The following is a 20,945-nucleotide window of genomic DNA, read 5'->3' as shown; positions in this document are numbered from 1 at the left end:
GGAGAGAATGACGAAAATTAGTATCGAAGGTCCATATCAGTTTGACAGAGTGCTTCAGCGCTTATCGATTGATCCATTGATGGTGATTGATCATGCGGAAAGATCTGTTCGAGTGCCATTGTATAGAGAAGAAACACCGATCGTCATAAAGGTGAAAGCAACCGGTACAACGAACCATCCGGAATTCGAACTCACTAGCAGCTCAGATTTTTCGGAAAAGGAAATCGACAAGCTAAAAGAGATCTTTCAATGGGACAAGTCTCTGAAGCCAGTCAGCGACCATTTTTCTTCGACCGTCCTGGCGGATATTTTCAAGGAGCATAAAGGAACACCGCTTGTATTGGATTTCGACCTGTATCACTGCCTGATGAAATGCATCATCCATCAACAGGTAAACATGAAATTTGCCCATACCCTGACACAGCGTTTTGTTCATTCCTTCGGTTTCGAGCTGGAGGGAGTCTGGTTTTATCCAAAACCAGAGGATGTGGCAAAGCTTGATTATGAAGACATTACCGCGCTTAAAATGAGCCGTCGCAAAGCGGAATACATCATTGATACATCCAGGCTGATTGCAGAGGGTGAGCTTCCTCTGTACAATCTTTATCAAAAATCCGATGAAGAAATCCTAAAAGAGCTCATCAAAATCAGAGGCATTGGACCTTGGACCGTTCAGAACCTGCTATTGTTCGGACTCGGACGTCCAAACCTTTTCCCTATCGCAGATATAGGCATACAGAATGCCTTGAAAAAACTAAAAGGGCTCGACGAGAAACCGACCATTCTCCAGATGCAGGAATGGAACAAGGAATGGGAGCCGTACTTAAGCTACGCATCCCTTTACCTATGGAGAAGCATCGAACCGCAGCATGAGGAGTTAGTAAAATGAAACCAGATTATAAATCAAGAAAACCGGCACCATCGCAATCACAGGTGACCATGACAGTAGGACAGACATTCCCTCTGACCATCAAGCGCTTAGGAATCAACGGCGAGGGAGTCGGCTACTTCAAAAAGCAGGTTGTCTTCGTGCACGGGGCCCTGCCTGGCGAGGAAGTGGTCGCTGAAGTCACCAACGTCAAACACAAATTTGCCGAGGCGAAAATCAAGAAAATCCGTATAAAGTCGCCGCACCGTACCACCCCGCCATGTCATGTGTATGAACAATGTGGCGGTTGTCAGTTGCAGCATCTGGAGTATGCCCAGCAGCTCGATTACAAGCGGGATATCGTGATTCAGTCACTGGAGCGCCATACAAAGCTTGATGTGTCAAAGCTTGAAATCAAACCGACAATCGGCATGGACGACCCTTGGTATTACCGCAACAAGAGCCAATTCCAGCTTGGTATGCAAAAAGGGAAAATCATCGCCGGTCTTTACAGCGAGAATTCACATAAGCTGATCAATATTAACGAATGTCTTGTGCAGCACCCTTCGACCATCGAGGTGACGAACACGATAAAGCAGATTCTGCAGGATTTCAATATCTCTGTGTATAACGAAAAGAACCGGCAAGGAATCGTCCGTACCATCATGACAAGGGTCGGCTTTTCCACAGGAGAGATTCAGGTTGTGTTGATAACCTCCCAGGAAAAACTTCCGAGAAAACAACTGATTGTAAATGAAATTCAAAAACGTCTTCCGAAAGTGAAAAGCATCCTCCAAAATGTAAATGGGCAAAAGACATCACTAATCTTCGGGGAGGAAACCGTGCACTTGAGCGGAGAACAGGTGATTCAGGAAACATTGGGGGACATCAACTTTGAGCTGAGCGCACGTGCCTTCTTCCAGCTTAATCCGGTGCAGACCGTCAAGCTGTATGATGAAGTGAAAAAAGCAGCAGAACTGACCGGAAAAGAAAAAGTCGTCGATGCCTACTGTGGTGTTGGGACAATTGGACTATGGCTAGCGGATGGAGCGGGAGAGGTCCGCGGTATGGACGTCATACCTGAATCCATCGAGGACGCGAAAAAGAACGCAGCCAAACACGGCTACGACAACATGCAATACGTCACTGGCAAAGCCGAGAAATGGCTCCCTAAATGGGTCAAAGAAGGTTGGAAGCCAGATACGATTGTCGTCGATCCTCCGAGAACAGGCTGTGATGAGAAATTCCTGCAGACCGTTCTCGAAGTCGAGCCTAAGCGATTCGTGTACGTTTCCTGTAATCCGTCCACACTTGCAAAGGATATCCAGTATGTGAGTAAGAAGTATAAAGTGGAATGGATTCAGCCTGTGGATATGTTTCCGCAGACTAGCCATGTTGAAAGTGTTGTGCAACTCATTTTAAAAGAAGGCAATTAACCCATGGTGGTTGTTGCCTTTTTGTCATTTTATTTACAAAAATGTATGCATGTCCGTTTCCAATCATTTCATGCATTCATATCCTAGTAATACCAAGAGAGGAGATGAATACATGATGTCTAATGATGAATTGGTTTGCCAAGAGTTCGCCAGAATTATCGGTGGACAAGAGGGATTTGCAGGTGGAAAATGTGTAGCAACGATTAGCCGGAATGAAATACATGCAACAATTTTAGGGGAACGTTTCGGAGTAACCTCTTCCTTCTCATTTGAATCAATAGATAGTCAGACTGGACGAGCATTGTGCCTTGGCAGGGTAGCACTCTTGCAAAAAGAAGTAGAGAATTTTGTTGCTTCCATTATTAAACAGGGAATAATAGTTTCATCCATACACAATGAATGGCTTTTTGATAATCCGAATTTGATTTACATTAATATCGAAGCTGTTGATAATCCATTAGTTTTTGCAAGGAAAGTTAGAAGAGCGTTAAGGTTCCAAAGGTGAGCCTTAGTTGGAAGATCTATATTCATTGGCAATTCAATTATGATAATGGCGAAATGTCCATGTAATTAAGGATCCAGTACTTTTCTTTTTTTGAAAAGACTGGACTTTTTTGTGAGGGTTATCCGTTTTTAAAAGTAAGTAAAATAATCACGTTATTAATTGTAATAGATTGCTATAATAGGAGAAAAAAGCAAAGGAAATCAATATGCCTAACTACACCCTAAAGGAAAAGGTGCTTTTTGGATCTATTCACATTAACATGAAAAAACTTGAAAATGAACTGCAAGGCAAGACGGTACTCATTACAGGGGCAAGCTCCGGTATCGGCGAGAGGTTAGCGTATTTGCTTGCTGATACGGAAAGTCATCTGATTTTGGTGGCAAGAAGGGAAGAGAAGCTGTCTGCGATAAAGGAGCATATAGAAAAGCGAGCAGCGAAAGTAAGCATTTTCCGGGCGGACCTCCGCAATCAGGAGGAAATGGAGAACTTGCTGGCTTTCCTGCATACTTTTCCACAGGGGCTGGACCTGGTCGTCAGTAATGCGGGAATTTCCATCAGGAGATCCATTTTCGAATCGCTCGACCGGTTCCATGATTTCACGCGAACAATGGCCATCAATTACTTTGCACCGGTTCAGCTGCTGCTTTCTGTCATCCCGCTACTGCAAAAGAACAAGGGGCAGATTATCAACATATCCACCATTAATATGTGGATGATTCCGTTTCCGTTCTGGGCAGCCTATCAGGCATCCAAATCTGCCTTTGATACCTGGTTCCGTTCTGTTGCACCAGAGCTGAATGCAACGGGGATATCCACAACCACCATCTATCTTCCGTTAGTAAGAACACCGATGATCCTTCCGACAGCATCCTATCGGGATACGCCTGCGATGAGTCCGTTTCATGCCGCCAGCATTATTGCCAAAGCAATGTACACGAAAAGAAGAACATACACGCCCTGGTGGCTCGTATTTGCCCAGTGGGGATCAATCCTGTTCAGAAGCGTCTGGGAGCGTTTGGCGCCAGAGGTACTGAGGAAAAAAGGGGACAATAAATGAACATCCTCAAACTACTTTCTGCTCTCTACAAAATGAAGGTACTTACACCAAAAGGAATTTTCCGTTTGACAGCTTCCTTCCTGCATAACGGACTCAATGTAATGGCATTGCTGAATTATGCTGCCAGAGCATATCCACAGCATGTTGCCTTGGTGGATGATCGGGAAGCGCTGACTTATCAACAATTATTTTCCCAGTCGCAGCAACTGGCACATACTCTCCATGATACATATCAGTTGGAAAAAGGTTTGAAAGTAGGTTTTTTGTGCAGAAATCACGCTTCATTCGTGAAAGCTATCTTTGCGGCCTCAAGACTCGGCGCAACGCTCTATCTGATGAGTACGGGGATGAGCAGGAGCCAGATAGAGCAGGCTTTGGAGCAGCATCGTTTTGATCTGCTGATTTATGATGCGGAGTTTGAGGCGGCTGTAGAGGATGCAGGCAGTAGGAAGCTGCTGAGCTACCACACAAGCGGTCCGGCAATTAATCGTTTGCCGCCAGTTCAGAACCGTGCACTTAAAAAGGCAAATGGAAGTAAAATCATGCTCCTGACAGGTGGAACGACAGGAAAGCCCAAAGAGGTCGAGCATAAGCAATCCATATCCAGTTATCTTAGTCCTTTTTTGGGGCTGCTTAACAGAATAAAGCTGTTAGACTATCACACCGCATATGTTGCCACGCCAATCTATCATGGCTATGGTGTCGCAATTCTTTTTTCTTTCATGGCATTGGGTAAAAAGGTTGTAATTAGCGAAACTTTTGCTGCAGAGCGTGCTTGTACACTTATCCGGAAGCGCAAGGTGGATATGATAACCGTTGTTCCATTGATGGTGAAGAAAATGCTGAAGGTAAAGGATGCGGACTTATCTTCGTTATCGTGCATAGCTTCAGGAGGAGCGATTCTTCATGCAAGTCTGGCGATAGAGGTAACCCGGAAGCTGGGTGACGTGCTATACAATCTCTATGGCACAACCGAAACCGGATTGAACATCATTGCCACCCCGCAGGACTTAAAGAGATCACCGCAAACGCTTGGAAGAATAATTGATGGAGTCCAGCTCGGGATTGTGGATCAGCATAAAAAGAAAGTGGAAGTTGGAGTAGTAGGAGAGATAAATGTGAAAACCCAAAATGGATGGATAGGGACGGGCGACCTTGCGTATCAGGATCGGAGTGGCTTAATTTTTCTGTACGGCAGAAAGGACGATATGATTATCTCCGGCGGGGAAAATGTCTATCCGATAGAAGTGGAGCAGATATTGATCACTCATCCACAGGTGGAGGAAGTAGCAGTCGTAGGCGTACATGACGAGGATTTCGGCCAAAGATTAAAAGCATTTGTCGTTCCTGTTGAGGGTGCGGACCTTACTGAGGAGAAGTTGACACAATGGCTGAAAACGAGAGTTGCCAGATTTCAAGTACCCAAGGAGATTGCCTTCATGGATACGATGCCCTATACACCGGTTGGGAAAATGGATAAGAAAAGATTGAGAGAAGAATACAAAATAGATTATGCTGGATTATATAGAGATTCTCACAAATTGAAAGAATGATGGAACATGGAAACGAATAAATCCTCCCGCAAAGAACAGGCGGTGGATTTTCTTAAACTCGTAGCGTCCGGAAGCGTCCGAGAGGGGTTTGCACGGTACATAAGTGATGACTTTATTCACCACAATCCTTTTTTTCAAGGCGATGCCGAGTCAATCATGCTCGCGATGGAGGAAAATGCCGCGCAGAACCCGGATAAGGTTTTCGATGTGAAACTGGCATTGGAAGAGGAAAATTATGTCGCAGTTCACTCCCATGTTAGACAGAACCCGGAGGACCTAGGAGCAGCAGTTGTTCACATTTTCCGCTTTGAAGGGGACCGGGTTGTGGAGCTTTGGGATCTGGGCATGGCGGTACCGGAAGAATCTTCGAATAAAAATGGGATGTTTTAATAGGCGAATTCAAAGAACACATTCTAATTTGGATGTGTTTTTTTGTATTCTGACAGAAATAGATTTGTTATAGAAGACGGACAAGATTTTAAGACATCCCGAATATCTATTAATTAAAAGGATTCTAGGGGGAGTTTCATGAAGGCGGTCATTAGTAGCGCATATGGTTCACCAAAAGAACTTGAGCTGAAAGAAGTTGAAAAGCCTGTTCCGAAGGACAATGAAGTGCTCGTCAAAATCCAGGCCTCGTCCGTTAATTTTGGCAATCTCGCGCTTTGACGTGGAAAGCCGTTTCTGGTACGGTTTGCTTTCGGCTTAACGAAACCGAAATATAGCATTCCAGGCGGGGACATGGCAGGTCGAGTGGAAGCGGTTGGTCAAAATGTGAAGGGGATCAAGCCTGGTGATGAGGTGTTTGCGGACCTGTCCGGCTCTGGGTGGGGAGCGTTCGCTGAATACGTGGCTGTTCCTGAAGTTTTAACGTGTTCCAAGTCATGAGGACGGACTTTTGACCTCTAGTAAGTAAGTAGTGTTTTTATTTTCAGAAAGGAAGTTTGATGTTTAGGGAGAAAATAAAGTAGTCATGGAGGTCTTTAGACCCGAATACTGTACCAATCATCTAGAGGAGGAGACAATCATGCATGAAGGGGAGATAATCCGTTTCTACAGAAAGAAGGCTGGTCTATCTCAGGAACAGCATGGCAAGGACATCTGTACGGCAACACATGTAAGTAAGATAGAACGCGGACAGACAAAATACTCTCCGGAACTGATCACTTTATTTTCGACGCGCCTTGGCGTAGATATTGCGCAAGAAATCCACTACATGAAAGATGTTAAATGCAAGCTTGAAAAGTGGCATACCTCCATCATTATGCAAAGGATGAAGGAAGTAGAGGAAAGGAAGGAGGAGCTGGAAAAATACCCTTCCATACTTTCGAGCAAGCATGCGGTATTTTTTCAACTGGTGATGGCCAGATATTATCATTTGCATAAACAAGAGGACAGAGCTAATAAGTTGGTCAACCAGCTGCAAAACCAAACGAAGGAAATGAATGCATATGAGCAGAATCTTTTCAAGCATGTTTCAGGACTTTGCTATCTGGAAAAGTACAATTCCTTTCTAAGTGAAAATCGCAAAAAAGCGATAGAAATTCTCGAATCCATTGATGGGGACACATATGGCAATGAGGAGTATCACTATCATCTGGCCATTGCCTATCATTGGGTCGGATATCATACAATGGCCTATATCAACGCGGAAAAGGCCTTTCATTATTTTAAAAGGACCAATGCTTTCAGAAGGGCCATACAGGCGGAATCGGTCATGCTTTTGCAGTACGGAAGTGTAACGAAGACGGAATTCAAGCATGTAGAGGAAAGATATAAGAGCCTGATCAGTGATTGTGATTCCCTGAATGAACCCACAATAAAGGCTATGCTTTTGCATAATCTGGGTTTCGAGTATTTCAAACGTAAACAATATAAGCAAGCACAAGATTTTTTCAAACAGGCCTTAAGGATGGCTCCGAAACAATCCTCGCTTTATTTAAATAGGCTCTATAACTATCTGGATAGCTGTATTGAAGGAAGCATATTGCAAAAAACTGACATGTACACTAAGGCAAAGGACGGCTTCCACCTCGCCCAAAAACTGAATAACCCTTTATATCAACATATTTTTAGGTTGCTCTTATTGAAATTGGAAGAAAAGTATGAGGATTACTACCAATATATTGAACAGACAGCATTGCCATTCTTTCAATCCAATGACCACTTCACCATGCTGAATAAATTTGGACAGCAGCTCTATGACCACTATGCAGCCACAAAAGATTATGAAAAAACGGTTAGAGTGGGAGAGGTTCTGAAAAAGGGGCAACTGGTTTGATAATCAATGAAAATAAATAGAACAAGCAAAAAGATACTGCGCACCAAAGTACGTAGACATGACGATGTAGCTTCTATAATGCAGCGGTTTAACAAACCGATCCCATGCAAGTGTAGCATCTGAAATATAAAACAGAATGGCAGCGGTTATCATCCATGGATTGTCAGTCAGAAATGCAAGCCACACCATGGAAGAAATGAGTAGGATGTAAAACGTAACGGCAATAAACAGCCTCTTGCCGCCTTTAGCCAGCACTCCTTTGTGCAAACCATGGAGAAAAAGAATTGCGACCACTGCCAGCAATGCTATAAGCAGATAGTTCCCCTCCTCCAAAGAGGGAAACTGAAGGAAGGCAACCATATAGGAGGCATGGGCAAGCAGAAAGGCTGACAATCCATACAGAAAACGGTCACTTGGAAGCATTAAAAATACATCCCCGATCAAGGAAAAGAGTAGACCGATGATGATCCACATTGCTAAAGCAGTCCAGGAAGTTTCAGCGCCGTTCATAGCCAGTGAAATGATAAAAAGCATGGTAAGCGGTTTGTGTAAATATAGTAGTTTCTGATTCTTTGTTTTGATTCCGAAGAAGTAGAGAATAGCAGAAAAAAGGGCAAGGGAAGATAGAATGGTAAACATAAAACAGCACCCCCGGATATGGTAATGTGTGGAAGTAATAAAAAGTTCGACGTAGGTACCTTTCCCTTTTCATAGGGATGGGTATTTTTTTGTTGGTAAGCAGCTATGTTTTTTTACCTATCTTATCATCTTCCACTATTGCAAAATAGAGCCTTTTCATAGGTTGGATGTCTATTATGTAAATTCGGAGATCCATTCATTTATCATATGTCTGTATCAGTAAGTAACATCAATCAGAACAAACCATCTTCCATCACTGTATTCGTCTATAAACGTCTGGACTGGCACTTTGAAATCTAAGGAAATGTTCTGGAAGAAGCGAACATCGAGAACGAGCATTCCATCTATGGACTGCGCTGGTATCCGGAGGCAGAATATCCGAATGGAGACTACTTTGTCACCGTGACCTGAGTTGAGGGGCCAGACCCCGTTATGGTAAACAAAAAGCCCAGCAAGGCATCAACCGCCTTGCTGGGCTTTACACATTCTATTTCTATCAGTTTTCTTGAATCTCTTTACGATTCTTCTTAAATATCTTCGACAACACTTCATACATAATCGGTACGATTATCAATGTCAATAAGGTTGAACTAGTCAATCCGCCGATAACAGTGATTCCAAGTCCTTTGGAAATCAATCCGCCACCGCCTGAACCGATCGCAAGTGGAATCAATGCTCCGATTGTTGCAATTGCTGTCATCAAAATCGGACGAAGACGGGTTGCCCCCGCTTCAAGAATTGCTTCACGCATTGTCATGCCGTCACGTTCCATATGGATGATACGGTCGACAAGAACGATTGCATTCGTTACGACAATCCCGATGAGCATCAATAGACCCATCATAACCGGTACGCTAATCGTTTCCCCGCCTATCAATAGACCGACAAATGCGCCGATTACGGCAAACGGCAAGGAGAACAGAATCGCAAATGGTGCGACACCTTCACCGAATGTGACAACAAGGATGAAGTAGACGATTGCGATAGCGGCAAGCATCGCCAATCCAAGTTGTGTAAATGTTTCGTTCATATCTGCTGTGACACCGGCAACTTCCATTGTCACACCTTTTGGCAGATCCAATTCTTCCAAGGCTTCATCTACTTCCGCGGTTGCCTTCGAAATATCATCGCCTACAATGGTACCGGAAACAGAAGCATGGTACTCACCTTTACTGCGGGAAAGGGTGTTCATCGTGGTGCCTTCTTCCACAGTCACAAGCTCGGAAAGCGGGATAGGCGTGCCCATGGCAGTAGGGATTGGTGTTGCCAGGATATCCTCGATGGACTTAGGCTGCTCCGTCTTTTCTTGCTGAACAATCACCTCGATGGATTCCCCGTCATTTTCCACGGTTGTCAGTGTTTCTTCCTGCTTCGGACTTAGCATCATGACGAGCTGACCGGTAGTCAGGCCGTATTGGAGAAGTTCATCCTGGGCAATTTTGAAGGTATGCTCCACATAGGCATCCTCAGCGCTTGAGGAAACGTCTTTCAGGCCGTCATTTTCAGCCAATACTTCTTCCACCGTTTTTACTGCGTCATTCAACTTATCGAGATCCTCACTATAGAAGGTATAGCTCAATTCATTGGATGCCATGCCACCGGCAGCAGCGAAGTTCTGGCTCTTCCATTCGCCGGATTGGCCGATGTTGAACACGTATTCCTCCACGTCTTCGCGTGCTTCCGGGAAGTTTTCCATGTCTTTATCAAAAATCAGATACATCAATACGCCATCCGAGCCACCGCCCATCATAGCGGACATCGGGTCTCCGCTTTCCGCAACAGAAAGCTGGACAATATCAATATCCTCACGTTTCATCAATTCTTTTTCTACAACCTCAACGTTAGCCAACGTATCTTCCATCAGCTCGCCAGCTTCAGGTGTGTACGTCAGATACATCACTTTTTCCTCTTCACTGCCCATGAAGCTGAAGCCGATGATTGGCGTAAGGGCCAAGCTTCCAACCAATAGTAGAACAGAAATGATAGAGGTGATGATTTTGTGGTTAAGGGTCCAAGAAAGGATTCCTTTGTACCATTTAGCCAGTTTGCCTGTTTCTTTATGATGATTGCTTTCCGTTTTCTCACTGTATAGCTTTTTCTTGAAAAGGAAGTGAGATAACGCAGGAACAATGGTGATCGCCACAAACAGGGACGCACCAAGGGCAAATGACATTGTCAAAGCGAATGGCATGAACAACTCGCCGACCATTCCGCCGACAAAGATAAGCGGAGCAAATACTGCAACCGTTACTAATGTCGAGGACAGGATCGGTTTGAACATTTCAATCGTCGCTTCGCGGACAAGTGCACGTCCTGATAAATTCTCTTCTTTTAAATGCAGGCGTCGATAAATGTTTTCCACAACTACAATCGAGTCATCGATAACACGACCGATTGCAACGGTAATGGCACCGAGCGTCATAATATTCAAAGTGATATCCATCCAGTTCAGCAGCAATAATGCCATGAAAATAGAAACCGGAATGGAAACAATCGATATGATCGTCGATTTGATATCACGCAGGAATAGCAGAATGATCAATACGGCAATCAAGCCGCCGTACAATGCTTTTTCCACCATGGTTGCCACCGATTTCTCAATTGGCTCCCCTTGGTCAAGGGTGACATCGACTACAAGTCCGTCGATTCGATCTTGTTCTTCTTCAATCAGTTCTTTTACATCATTGACCACATCCACCGTGTTGGCCTGCTGGCCCTTAACGATCTGGATGGCGATCGCATCTGCACCGTTCGTACGGGAAACGGATTGCACTTTTCCAATCACTTCAATGGATGCGATATCCCCAAGCTTCACAAACGGAACCTGGTTCGTTTCAGTTGGAGTGACAGGGATCAGCATTTCCTTCAATTCATCCGCTGTCATGAATTTGCCGTCGATTGCCACGGCTTCTTCGCCTTCTTCAAATTCATAAAGACCGAGTGATACAGCCATATCACTTGCCTGGATCATCTGTTTTACATCTTCTTCTTTCAGGCCAAGCTCCGCCATTTTCTCTTGGTTATAGCTGAGCTGCACCTCTTCTATATGCTGACCAGTAATGGTAGCGGAAGCGACACCTTCAATTTTCTCTATTTTAGGAAGGAGGACTTCTTCGACTGTCGAAGATAATTCCACGATATCCTCTGTTTCACTGCTGACGCTAAGTGCGACAACCGGCATCATATTCATGCTGATCGCCGTTACGGTCGGCTCTTGTGCGCCTTCCGGCAATGTCACGGAGTCCAAGGCTGATTCCAATTGGCGCTTGGCCTCATCCATATCGATACCATATTCATATTCCACTTGCAGACTTGCTACGTTAGAATAGGAATTGGAATAGACGGATTTCACATTTTCCAGATTTTCAACTGCCTGTTCCATAGGCATGGAGACATCCTTCATCACTTTTTCCGGAGTGGCACCTGGATACACATCCATGACCATCAGAAATGGGATGGAGATATCCGGTATAGTCTCCATTTTCATCTTGGTTCCGGAATAGATCCCGGATACGGTGATGATAATAGTAAGCAGCCATACTGCAAGTTTATTTCTTATAACAAAATTGACTAACCCTTTCACTGTTACACCTACCCCTAATTGACTTGTTAAGCTCAATTACATATACTAATGACTACGTAGTCATTTGTCAACGAAAATGGTATAGGAGAGTTGCGAAGATATGATGAAGAAACAATTGATTATGGAAAAAGCACTCGAGCTCTTTGCCGAACAAGGATTCGAAGCAACTTCTGTCCAGCAGATCACTGAACGCTGCGGGATTTCAAAAGGTGCCTTCTACTTGTCCTTCAAGTCGAAGGACGAGCTGATTCTTGGCTTGATTGACCACTTTATGATAGAGATATTAACGGAGATTGACCATATAGTCAGAAACGCCGATGAAAGAGAGCTTTTATATAAATACTATTACGCGATGCTGGAGTCCTTTTATAAGCATTCCGATTTCGCCAAGGTTCTGATGAAGGAGCCTGCACACTACTTGAATGAGGAGGTCATCCTGAAAATGCGCAGCTACGATAGCCGTTTTGATGAAAGCCTCCTTATAATGGTGGAGCGGTTGTATGGGGAGGAAATCCTTCATACAAAATATGATCTGATCTACTGCATCAAAGGCTTTGTCCGAATCTATTCCGAGCTGTTCCTTTTCTGCAATCTGGAACTGAATGTAGATCTGCTTGCCCGATCCTTAGTGGAAAAAACCAACCTGCTGGCCAAGCATTCTACGATTCCTTTCATCTCAGAAGAGCTGATAGAAATGTTCAAAATGCCGGTGGAGCAAAAGGAAATGACAAAAGTGCAGATCCTGGAGCTGATGGAGCAGAAGGTTTTGGAAGTGGAGGAGCCTATAGCAAAAGAGTCGTTAATGCTCTTAAAAGAACACCTGAACAATCCTTCGCTCAGTCCTGCCATTGTTAAAGGACTGATGGAAAATATACGGAAGGAACCCCACTGTAAATGGGTTGCCTATCTGCTGGAGAGTTATGAGGAAAAAAGATAGCGGGTTTTTTTCTGCTATCTTTTTGTTTTATAGATAAGGTAAAATATTACAATAACAGAGGGGGATAAACAAGAATGCTGACACTTTATATCACAAGACACGGGGAAACGCTTTGGAACACCGAGAAGAAATTGCAGGGATGGAAGGACTCGGAGCTGACAGAGAACGGCAAGCGGAATGCCCGACTGTTGGGTGAGCGGTTGAAGGATATTGAGTTTTCGGCGGTCTATTCGAGCCCAAGCCAACGCACTCTTGCAACTACTGATTTGATACTTGGAGAAAAGAAGACTGCCATTTTACAAGACGAAAATCTGCGCGAAATCAATATGGGAGATTGGGAGGGACAGACCCACACATCTCTTCAGGAAACCTATCCAGAGGGGTACAAGGCTTTCTGGAATACGCCGCATCTTTATAGGTCAGAATCCGGGGAGAGCTTTGAACAGTTGGGGACACGGGTTGCAAGTTTTCTGACCCGTTTGAAGAACGAGCACACAAGCGGTAATGTCCTGATTGTGACCCACACCGTCTTTATTAAGGCATTACTCTTACATATGAAAAAGCTGCCGCTCGAGAAATTCTGGGAGGGAGCCTATATACATGACACCTGCCTGACGGTGATGGAACTCGAAGGGGAGCAGGTGAACATCATCCTAGAGGGGGACGTATCCCATCGAGAAGAGGTGACGTTCCATTGAAAAGTGTTCGAAAAGCGGTCGGTGCGGTCATCTATAAGGGACAAAATGTACTGCTCGTTAATAAAGTAATGGCAAGTTTACTAGAGGATTGGGATGGACCTGCCGAAGGGGAATGGGATTTTCCAAAAGGCGGCATGGAGGAGAAGGATGGCAGTCTGGAGGAAGCCCTTTTGAGGGAGTTGCAGGAGGAAACCGGTTCCACTGAATATAAAATTGTCAGGAAGTTGGAGGAGAAAATCTGCTTCCCGTTCCCACCTATCATCGTGGAGAAAAGCGGGTATGAAAGACAGGAAACAGAGATGTTCCTTTTGGAATATCTGGGGGATGAAGACAAGCTCCAGCCTGTGGATAAAGAGATAAAGGAAGCGAGATTCTATAAGGTGGAAGAAGTGGAAGGGCGATTGACGCATTCGGATACGAAGGAATTATGGGGGAAAGTGAAAAATCAGATTCAATAGGGAAGCAGCCTGTGATGGGCTGCTTCTTTTATGGAGGATCTGAGTTGCTGAGCGTGTCCGGTCAATGATTTTTGTAGCAGAAAAACAGTTTTGTGCATAACTGCTCCGTTTTTCAGCGTAAATGGGATTTTTTCACCGTAAACTCCCCAAAATTGAGCGGAAAACGAAATTTTTGTGCGCATCACCCTAAAGTTTGTGCATAAGTGAAATGAAGCCCCGGATCCAACCAGTCTCCACTCGTGTACTGAATGCTTTTCCACAAAAAAATGCGAATTGTCCCCAAAATCCACGGAAACTTACCTGAAAGAATGGATTATCCACAAGTAAACCCTCATTTTCCTGCAGCTGTATCACCAAGCAAGAAGGAGTTCAGCACTCCATTATGGAATTAGTCCATTTAAAAAGAAGAGGAGGAGAGCTCTGCAATGAATTTCTACCTGAAAGAAGCCATTGAGATACTCGAACGGACACCCAAAACACTTGAAGTGATGCTTTCCGGTCTGACGAGTGACTGGTTGCATAGCAACGAAGGGGAAGGTACGTGGAATGCCGCTGAGGTGGTGGAGCATCTTATTGAATGTGAAAAAACAAACTGGATTCCAAGAATTGAGTCTATCCTGAACGATGAAGGAATGAAGCGTTTCCCGCCGTTTGACCGCTTTTCGCATCTAAACGGGCAAGAGAGTAGGACCGTCGAACAAGCTTTACAGGAATTCGCTTCACTCAGGGAGCACAATGTCACCGTGCTGCAAAAACAAATTAACACCGATCAGCATTTGGACTTAAAGGGCATCCATCCCGAATTCGGCGAAGTGAAATTAAGAGAGCTTCTGGCTACATGGATGGTCCACGACCTGACCCATATCAGCCAGATAGTCCGGGTTATGGCGAAGAGGTACAGGACCGAAGTGGGACCGTGGGAGGCTTATTTAAGCATATTGAAAAACAAGTGAACAGCTGGGTTTTGAGGTGATTACAAGTGTCCATAAAAGGTCTCAACCATTTCCTTTTTTCCGTATCCAATCTGCAAAAGTCAATCGAATTCTACCAAAATGTATTTGATGCGAAGCTGCTCGTAAAAGGGAGAAGCACGGCTTACTTTGATCTCCATGGTATGTGGCTTGCTCTTAATGAAGAGAAAGACATACCTCGCAATGAAATTAATCAGTCGTACACGCATATAGCATTTTCTATCGATGAAGCCGAAATTGTGGATTTGTATGACAAGCTGAAGCAGTGGAATGTGAATATCCTTTCAGGGCGTCCGAGGGATGAACGAGATAAGCAATCCATCTATTTTACAGATCCGGATGGCCATAAGTTTGAGTTTCATACAGGGACTTTGCAGGATCGATTGGATTACTATAGGAAAGAAAAACCGCATATGGAGTTTTTTGATAGATGAAAGGAAAAGGCAATGCTCTCTGCATCACTGCCTTTTCCTTTTTTTATGCCACCATGCGCGTATTCACATATCCAAGTAGAATCACATAGCCGATCAATAGTACCGGCATCACTAAATCATTATAGGTGAAATCTATAAAAGCCGCAGCAAGCAGGATCAGCCCCATTACCAAATTATAGACTCCCAACAGCTTGGCGAGTTTATCCTGGTCTTTCACACGTTTTTGGTTAAATCCGGCGAGCAGCCATGTTTGTTTTTTAACACCAATGAGAAATGCCAGTGCAATCAATAGTAATCCGATGATGATAAAATGTTCATTCATACAATTCATCCTCTCCGAGTGAACGCTAATTTTTCCTTGCAATGAAAGGTATTAGATAGAAAGAAATAAAGAGTGTCAGGCTGAGGTAAAGGATCAAGAAGTTAGTGTTGATCAGAGGTGTCTGCAGAATTTCATTGCTTAATAGAAAATAGAGCAGCAGAAGACAATTGGAGATGGCCAGTGTCTGGAAAGAAAGCTTTTTAATAACGTTGTTCACTCTCTCGTCATACACGATTTCCTCATTTTCTTCCTGCTTCTTTAATCTGAGCCATTTAACGCTGCCAACACCTACAATTACTCCTGCAAAAATCCCCCATTGATATCCTCCGGTTAATACAGTTACTATGCCGATTCCAGCAACGATGCTTATCATCATTTTCATCCAACTAATTGACATGAAAGATCACCTCCTTTTTGTATTGTTATTCTTCCAACCAGAACAAGTCATCCAAAGGACGTTCCAGATACTTGCTTATGAGTAAACAGACTCGAATGGTGGGATTATATTTATTCGCTTCAATCAGATTCATTGTCTGGCGCGTCACGCCGACCAGCTTGGCGAGTTCGCCTTGTGTAAGATTCCCCTTCTCTATTCGAGCAATCTTCACTCTATTCCTAGTGAGAACTTCCTCCAAAATCCTCGCACCCCCTTCTTACCATATTAGGAATATTTATGAATATTGTAATATATATATTACTTTATGCAAATATATTTTACAAATACTCAAAGAAACTATTTTTTAAATCTTCCGTCTAAAGATGATAAAGGGGGATTTAAAATGAAAACAAGCAGGTGCATATATTCATTATTAGTTTTCATCATTATGCTGGTGGCACTTTCCTATCCAGGTAAGGCATCAGCAACATCCTGGGCCTATTCGTTTGTGGTGTATGAGGGTTATATATATGTGGTAAGTGAGGAGAGCGTAGGGGAAGAGGAAGTGGAGAAGGAAATAGGAAGCGTGACGCAGTATTCCGACATGGAGAGCCTGCCTGGAAACTTCTCGAATGCCTATCCTGTAGGCACTAAATATTACTCCATCAAAGGAGTCAACACCGAAGATATGATAGCGGTGGAAGAGTCGGAAGGACAGTATTTAAAAGCGGAACGGGATGGGAAATATGCATCGACGATAGAAGTTGAGAGTTCGGCAGTAGAGGAAATGAAACGGGTTGATGTCTCCTTGATTTTGATATTCTCTTTGGGAGTATTGGTTTTCGCGGGTGTCATTTTATTGATAATGATAAAAGGTAGGAGAAGGGAGTAACAGTGTAAGCGTAAATAAAAGCAGACCTAAAAAATCCGGTCTGCTTTTTTATTTTGCTTCATGGTGGTATATTTGCTATATAGATGAGACTAGGCGTGGCATGATGAATCTGCATCTGCATTTTTTGTCGAATGAAAAGCAGGAATTTGATGGTTTTTATAGAAATACTACATTATTAATTCACATTTTTTAGCTCATTCCATAAAGAAAAAATAGCGAGGAGAGTTTATGAAAATGAAGGTGAAATTTAACCGAAATTCGGAACTGACAAATTTCATTAAAGATAATCAAGATAAGTTCGAGGCGAAGCTGCTCTCCGAAGCGGTGAATGTAGCGGGCAAAATCAATGATATTTTGAACACGGGAAACATTGACCTTTTGAAGAATGCACAAAACCTCGTCATTTATGTTGTAGAAGAGAAAGAGCAAGAACTGATTGATTTTGCAATAATTGAGGGAGTTGCATGGGCGCAGCATGCCTTAACGCTATCTTTTAAGCTTGAATGGGTACAGGCTATCAGACGTACTCTATGGCATTTCCTACATAAGTATGAAAAATTTAAGGAAACCACTTTCACAAGAGATGATTTCTTTGATCTTGAAAGAAAGGTCAATGATTCCATCGACTCTTTCATTAATAATTTTTTCCTCAGCTATTCAGAATACAAGGATGAACTGCTGAATTCCCAAAGAAAACTTGTCGAGCATCTATCCGTTCCCATCATCCCGGTCAGCCCTACTGTTGCAGTGCTGCCATTGATTGGATCTGTTGATGACTACCGTATGCAGACGATTGAACAAAAAGTGTTGATGGATATTTCCAGACTGAAGCTGGAAACATTGATAATGGACCTTTCCGGATTGACAGAAATGGATGAAGATGTAATCGTCCATTTTGAAAACATTCTGAGCGGGGTAACGATGATGGGATGCAAGGCAGTCATCACAGGAATGCGTGCGGAACTTGTCAGGAACATGATCCGTTTAGGAGTGACCTTCAATCATCAGGCTGAAACACACGGGACCTTGCAGCAGACGTTGAAGAAATATTTGGTTGTGTAATAGAAGTGGCCAATTACATTGGATTGGCCACTTTTTGCTATTTAGTGGTCATTATTCCACAAATTCTATATGCAAGCCCTCAACCTCCAAGCAATAAAGCCTGCCCCCATACGCGCAGCCGCCATCAATTCCAATGATCTTATTTTCGCCAAAATAGACCTCGGGTTTCTGATGCAAATATTTTACCGGGGTATGACCGAAGACGACCGTTTTTTCCCCGTTGTATCCTTTATGGAACTCATCACGGATCCACACAAGGGTGTATGGCTCAGTCGAATGAATGGGAGTCTCCGGATGAACACCTGCATGGACAAAAATATGGGTGTCGGTTTCATGGTAGAAGGGAAGCCCTTTGATGAATTCGATATGTGGACGGATCTCATCATTCATTTTAATTTTCTCTGGCATTTCATCTGTCGTATACCAATACTTTGCATCGTCCTTCTCCATTTCGTACCCGTAGTTCTGGAGGGTTTTGATTCCGCCATTATAGAACCATCTCTTCAATGCCTTCGGGTCATCGTTATCCTCGAACGCATCAATCATCATTTTATCGTGGTTGCCCATCAAGGCAATCGCGCCTTCCGACGTCAGCTCCATAACCTTGTCCAAAACGGCCCGGGAGTTGGGACCCCGGTCGACATAATCGCCGAGCAGAAGCAATTGGTCCTTATCTTTATTGTAGTCTACCAGTTTCAAAAGTTTCTCGAATTTGTCCATATCACCATGAATATCACTGATAGCGAGCATGCGTTTCATTTATATCATATCCTTTTCTTATGGAATCTTTTAAAAGAGGAGCTAGATTAATATGATGGAAGATAATGAATGAGGGTATGGAAGTTATTAAAATTATGGAGAATTAAGTGTATCATCATGATGACCACAGTTCCTAAATACTAAAGTATCGGGTTTTTCAATTTCAAAAGTAATACGAAGGTTCATATTTGCACTTGCTTCCCAAATATTCGGATTGCGGTATCCCTGTATCTTTTTTACACGCAATGCAGGATGGGAGAAATCCATTTGTAGCTGAAAAATTGCTTGTTTAATAGATTCTTGAAATGGCTGATCTAGTTTCTTCTTGTAAACCTTTTGGTAAATTGTATTTTCATTCGTCATCCTCAGAGTATGCCCAATTCTTGGAGGAATCACTGTCCAACCAATCAAGACCATCTTCCACATTATCAAAAGTTTTCACTTGCCCTCTCTTTATATTTTGATCTGCTTCTTCCTCGGCTTTTTGCCACTCCTCTTTCCCAAACCATTTTTGGGAGTCTGAATCTCCTTTTATGGGAACTAGCCTAATTTCACCTTTTTCTTCCACTAATTCCAGATAATCTCCTTCGTTTAAATTGAATTTCTCCAAAAAAGCTTTAGGCAAGCTGACTTGTCCGTTTTTTCGAATAGTCAAACGTTCTTTCATCTTATCCCTGCTTTCTGTCTGGTTTAAAGACATAATCTGCACCTTCCTTTCCATTATTTCTGAAATGAGTAAAAACATACTTTCATAATAGCAAGAAAAACAAAAACTGTCTTAAAGTTTCTGTTATAATTTTCAAAAAAAGAGGATTTGATTCCCGCTGAAATACAAAGTTAAATTTTTGTGGGTCAGTCTATGTCATTGAATGGTGGTAGTAATAATGAATAGAATTCGGAGAGATATCAAGATAGTAATTGATGAGTTTATAGAAAGAGTAGAAAGATCGCTACCTGGCTTTATACAGGACTTTTACATATATGGCTCCATTTCATTAGGTGCATTCCAAAATAAATTCAGTGACATTGATTTTATTGCATTAATCAATCAACACCCAAAAGATGATGATTTACAAAAACTGAAAGATATCCACAGGCACATGCAGAAAAAATTTTCTCATACGACTTTGGATGGTTATTATCTCGTGAAGGAAGAAATGGAGGCAGAAAATCAACGGGCCATTTCCAGCCATTATTTTTCAGAGGGGAAGTTTAAAGGCAAAAGAAGCTTCAGCAAAGATTCCATAGATGCTTTTCAGTTAAAAAAATACGGAATCATCATAAAGGGACAGCAGCTCGACTACTCCGTGGACTTTGATATCGTACTGAAAAATCAGAAGGATAACATCAATACATACTGGCAAAATTGGCTGGATAGTTGCAAGAGGTTTCCTTCCATCAACTTTTTCGGTTCCTTTGTGAGTATTAGGTCGATTGAATGGGGGGTGCTCGGGGTGACCCGACTGTTCTATACCATCCGGGAAAAGGATATGACATCCAAGGTAGGTGCGGGGGAATATGCACTTGGGACCGTGCCGGAGAAATGGCACAAAATCATTGAAGAGGCGATAAGGTTTCGAAAAGGAGAAAAGCAATCCCTATATCGCTCTGTTAGAAAAAGACGTGCAGATGCGTTGGCTTATATGGAGTATGTGATAGGGGGATGCAATGCGGAGGCTGACAAGCATGGGAGAAGATGATATACTTCTCCTTCATTGTGTCACCTTGTCGTATGGAAGGGATTTTATCGAATCGCTAGAAGTTTTCCCTAATCGCTAAAAAACGGGACAAAATCGCTAGAACTTCGCCGATAATCGCTAGAAGGTCCCAACAGAATCGCTAGAACCTCTCCAATAATAGCTAGAAGGTCCCAAAGCATTTCCCCTCAGCCCGCATTCATATAGATAAATGTCATGTTCCAACACTGAAAATCACAGTGGAACAGCCATTTTTATGCTTGATTTCAGAAAAACTTTACGATCCTAAACCCAGTAATACCAACACTTCCAGCCCCTAACATGACATTTGTCATACTCTGCATATGACACCTGCTACTAATATTTTTTTTTCCTTTGTTTATAATGTGAAATAACAACATTAAGAAGAAGGGAATT

General features: G+C 43.1%; 23 protein-coding genes and 1 pseudogene. 16 read left to right on the top strand and 8 right to left on the bottom strand.

What is annotated here, in order from left to right; all coding sequences use genetic code 11:
• Positions 1-7: 7 nt before the first annotated feature.
• The 8 genes and pseudogenes from ACFVAD_RS08360 (at position 8) to ACFVAD_RS08325 (ending at position 7,700) form a co-directional block, all read left to right on the top strand.
• The gene (locus ACFVAD_RS08360) at positions 8-889 is read left to right on the top strand and encodes a DNA-3-methyladenine glycosylase family protein (RefSeq protein WP_386638058.1); all 882 of its coding nucleotides are present in this window, start codon (positions 8-10) and stop codon (positions 887-889) included.
• Positions 886-2,304: a 23S rRNA (uracil(1939)-C(5))-methyltransferase RlmD gene (gene rlmD, locus ACFVAD_RS08355; protein WP_386638055.1), complete on the top strand. Its 1,419-nt coding sequence runs from the start codon at positions 886-888 to the stop codon at positions 2,302-2,304. The genes ACFVAD_RS08360 and rlmD overlap by 4 nt, the downstream gene beginning before the upstream one ends.
• A gap of 112 nt (positions 2,305-2,416) precedes the next feature.
• Positions 2,417-2,809 (top strand): DUF1259 domain-containing protein, encoded by a 393-nt coding sequence (locus ACFVAD_RS08350; protein ID WP_386638052.1) that lies wholly within the window; start codon positions 2,417-2,419, stop codon positions 2,807-2,809.
• Between the two features lie 205 nt (positions 2,810-3,014).
• Positions 3,015-3,866, top strand: coding sequence for an SDR family NAD(P)-dependent oxidoreductase (locus ACFVAD_RS08345; protein WP_386638049.1), 852 nt, complete (start codon positions 3,015-3,017; stop codon positions 3,864-3,866).
• Positions 3,863-5,419 (top strand): AMP-binding protein, encoded by a 1,557-nt coding sequence (locus ACFVAD_RS08340; RefSeq protein ID WP_386638046.1) that lies wholly within the window; start codon positions 3,863-3,865, stop codon positions 5,417-5,419. The genes ACFVAD_RS08345 and ACFVAD_RS08340 overlap by 4 nt, the downstream gene beginning before the upstream one ends.
• Positions 5,420-5,425: 6 nt before the next feature.
• On the top strand, positions 5,426-5,809 hold the full coding sequence (locus ACFVAD_RS08335; protein ID WP_386638043.1) for a nuclear transport factor 2 family protein: 384 nt from the start codon (positions 5,426-5,428) through the stop codon (positions 5,807-5,809).
• 138 nt (positions 5,810-5,947) lie between these two features.
• Positions 5,948-6,283, top strand: a pseudogene (locus ACFVAD_RS08330) (alcohol dehydrogenase catalytic domain-containing protein); the annotation flags it as partial.
• Between the two features lie 163 nt (positions 6,284-6,446).
• Complete coding sequence (locus ACFVAD_RS08325; RefSeq protein WP_386638040.1) at positions 6,447-7,700, top strand: helix-turn-helix domain-containing protein; 1,254 nt, start codon at positions 6,447-6,449, stop codon at positions 7,698-7,700.
• A gap of 3 nt (positions 7,701-7,703) precedes the next feature.
• Here ACFVAD_RS08325 and ACFVAD_RS08320 read toward each other — a convergent pair whose 3' ends face one another.
• Both ACFVAD_RS08320 and ACFVAD_RS08315 read right to left on the bottom strand, forming a co-directional pair.
• Positions 7,704-8,339, bottom strand: a complete 636-nt coding sequence (locus ACFVAD_RS08320) for a lysoplasmalogenase (RefSeq protein WP_386638037.1) — start codon at positions 8,337-8,339, stop codon at positions 7,704-7,706.
• A gap of 496 nt (positions 8,340-8,835) precedes the next feature.
• Positions 8,836-11,922 (bottom strand): efflux RND transporter permease subunit, encoded by a 3,087-nt coding sequence (locus tag ACFVAD_RS08315; RefSeq protein WP_386638034.1) that lies wholly within the window; start codon positions 11,920-11,922, stop codon positions 8,836-8,838.
• A gap of 100 nt (positions 11,923-12,022) precedes the next feature.
• On the opposite strand from ACFVAD_RS08315, the gene ACFVAD_RS08310 reads away from it, so the two are divergent.
• The 5 genes from ACFVAD_RS08310 (at position 12,023) to fosM (ending at position 15,420) form a co-directional block, all read left to right on the top strand.
• The gene (locus tag ACFVAD_RS08310) at positions 12,023-12,859 is read left to right on the top strand and encodes a TetR/AcrR family transcriptional regulator (protein WP_386638031.1); all 837 of its coding nucleotides are present in this window, start codon (positions 12,023-12,025) and stop codon (positions 12,857-12,859) included.
• A gap of 74 nt (positions 12,860-12,933) precedes the next feature.
• A complete protein-coding gene (locus tag ACFVAD_RS08305) occupies positions 12,934-13,557 on the top strand; it encodes a histidine phosphatase family protein (protein WP_386638029.1) in 624 nt (207 codons plus the stop codon).
• The gene (locus ACFVAD_RS08300; RefSeq protein ID WP_386638027.1) at positions 13,554-14,015 is read left to right on the top strand and encodes an NUDIX domain-containing protein; all 462 of its coding nucleotides are present in this window, start codon (positions 13,554-13,556) and stop codon (positions 14,013-14,015) included. Before ACFVAD_RS08305 ends, ACFVAD_RS08300 begins: the two co-directional genes overlap by 4 nt.
• A gap of 425 nt (positions 14,016-14,440) precedes the next feature.
• Positions 14,441-14,968 (top strand): DinB family protein, encoded by a 528-nt coding sequence (locus ACFVAD_RS08295; RefSeq protein WP_386638024.1) that lies wholly within the window; start codon positions 14,441-14,443, stop codon positions 14,966-14,968.
• A gap of 26 nt (positions 14,969-14,994) precedes the next feature.
• The gene (gene fosM / locus ACFVAD_RS08290) at positions 14,995-15,420 is read left to right on the top strand and encodes a FosM family fosfomycin resistance protein (RefSeq protein ID WP_386638022.1); all 426 of its coding nucleotides are present in this window, start codon (positions 14,995-14,997) and stop codon (positions 15,418-15,420) included.
• Positions 15,421-15,463: 43 nt separating this feature from the next.
• Here fosM and ACFVAD_RS08285 read toward each other — a convergent pair whose 3' ends face one another.
• Genes ACFVAD_RS08285 through ACFVAD_RS08275 form a run of 3 tightly spaced genes read right to left on the bottom strand, consistent with a single transcriptional unit; the run spans position 15,464 to position 16,377 of the window.
• Positions 15,464-15,742: a DUF3784 domain-containing protein gene (locus tag ACFVAD_RS08285; protein ID WP_386638020.1), complete on the bottom strand. Its 279-nt coding sequence runs from the start codon at positions 15,740-15,742 to the stop codon at positions 15,464-15,466.
• A 25-nt stretch (positions 15,743-15,767) separates the two neighbouring features.
• Positions 15,768-16,139 carry a hypothetical protein gene (locus tag ACFVAD_RS08280; RefSeq protein WP_386638017.1) on the bottom strand — a complete coding sequence of 124 codons (372 nt, stop codon included), beginning with the start codon at positions 16,137-16,139 and terminating at the stop codon, positions 15,768-15,770.
• A gap of 25 nt (positions 16,140-16,164) precedes the next feature.
• Positions 16,165-16,377 carry a helix-turn-helix transcriptional regulator gene (locus tag ACFVAD_RS08275; RefSeq protein WP_386638015.1) on the bottom strand — a complete coding sequence of 71 codons (213 nt, stop codon included), beginning with the start codon at positions 16,375-16,377 and terminating at the stop codon, positions 16,165-16,167.
• Positions 16,378-16,521: 144 nt separating this feature from the next.
• Here ACFVAD_RS08275 and ACFVAD_RS08270 point away from each other — a divergent pair, with 144 nt between their 5' ends.
• Both ACFVAD_RS08270 and ACFVAD_RS08265 read left to right on the top strand, forming a co-directional pair.
• A complete protein-coding gene (locus tag ACFVAD_RS08270) occupies positions 16,522-17,010 on the top strand; it encodes a hypothetical protein (RefSeq protein WP_386638012.1) in 489 nt (162 codons plus the stop codon).
• A gap of 234 nt (positions 17,011-17,244) precedes the next feature.
• Positions 17,245-18,072 carry an STAS domain-containing protein gene (locus ACFVAD_RS08265; protein ID WP_386638010.1) on the top strand — a complete coding sequence of 276 codons (828 nt, stop codon included), beginning with the start codon at positions 17,245-17,247 and terminating at the stop codon, positions 18,070-18,072.
• Between the two features lie 51 nt (positions 18,073-18,123).
• On the opposite strand, the gene ACFVAD_RS08260 is transcribed toward ACFVAD_RS08265, so the two are convergent.
• The 3 genes from ACFVAD_RS08260 to ACFVAD_RS08250 form a co-directional block, all read right to left on the bottom strand.
• The gene (locus tag ACFVAD_RS08260) at positions 18,124-18,831 is read right to left on the bottom strand and encodes a metallophosphoesterase family protein (RefSeq protein ID WP_386638008.1); all 708 of its coding nucleotides are present in this window, start codon (positions 18,829-18,831) and stop codon (positions 18,124-18,126) included.
• Positions 18,832-18,924: 93 nt separating this feature from the next.
• Positions 18,925-19,194: a cytotoxin gene (locus tag ACFVAD_RS08255; RefSeq protein ID WP_386638006.1), complete on the bottom strand. Its 270-nt coding sequence runs from the start codon at positions 19,192-19,194 to the stop codon at positions 18,925-18,927.
• A complete protein-coding gene (locus ACFVAD_RS08250; protein WP_386638004.1) occupies positions 19,184-19,531 on the bottom strand; it encodes an AbrB/MazE/SpoVT family DNA-binding domain-containing protein in 348 nt (115 codons plus the stop codon). The genes ACFVAD_RS08255 and ACFVAD_RS08250 overlap by 11 nt, the downstream gene beginning before the upstream one ends.
• A 184-nt stretch (positions 19,532-19,715) precedes the next feature.
• Between ACFVAD_RS08250 and ACFVAD_RS08245 the strand changes: the two genes are divergently transcribed.
• On the top strand, positions 19,716-20,531 hold the full coding sequence (locus ACFVAD_RS08245; RefSeq protein WP_386638002.1) for an aminoglycoside adenylyltransferase domain-containing protein: 816 nt from the start codon (positions 19,716-19,718) through the stop codon (positions 20,529-20,531).
• Positions 20,532-20,945 lie beyond the last annotated feature (414 nt).

It is taken from the genome of Sutcliffiella sp. NPDC057660, from assembly GCF_042800035.1.
GTDB lineage: Bacteria > Bacillota > Bacilli > Bacillales > Bacillaceae_I > Sutcliffiella_A.
This window is presented reverse-complemented; position numbering and strand designations above follow the sequence as displayed.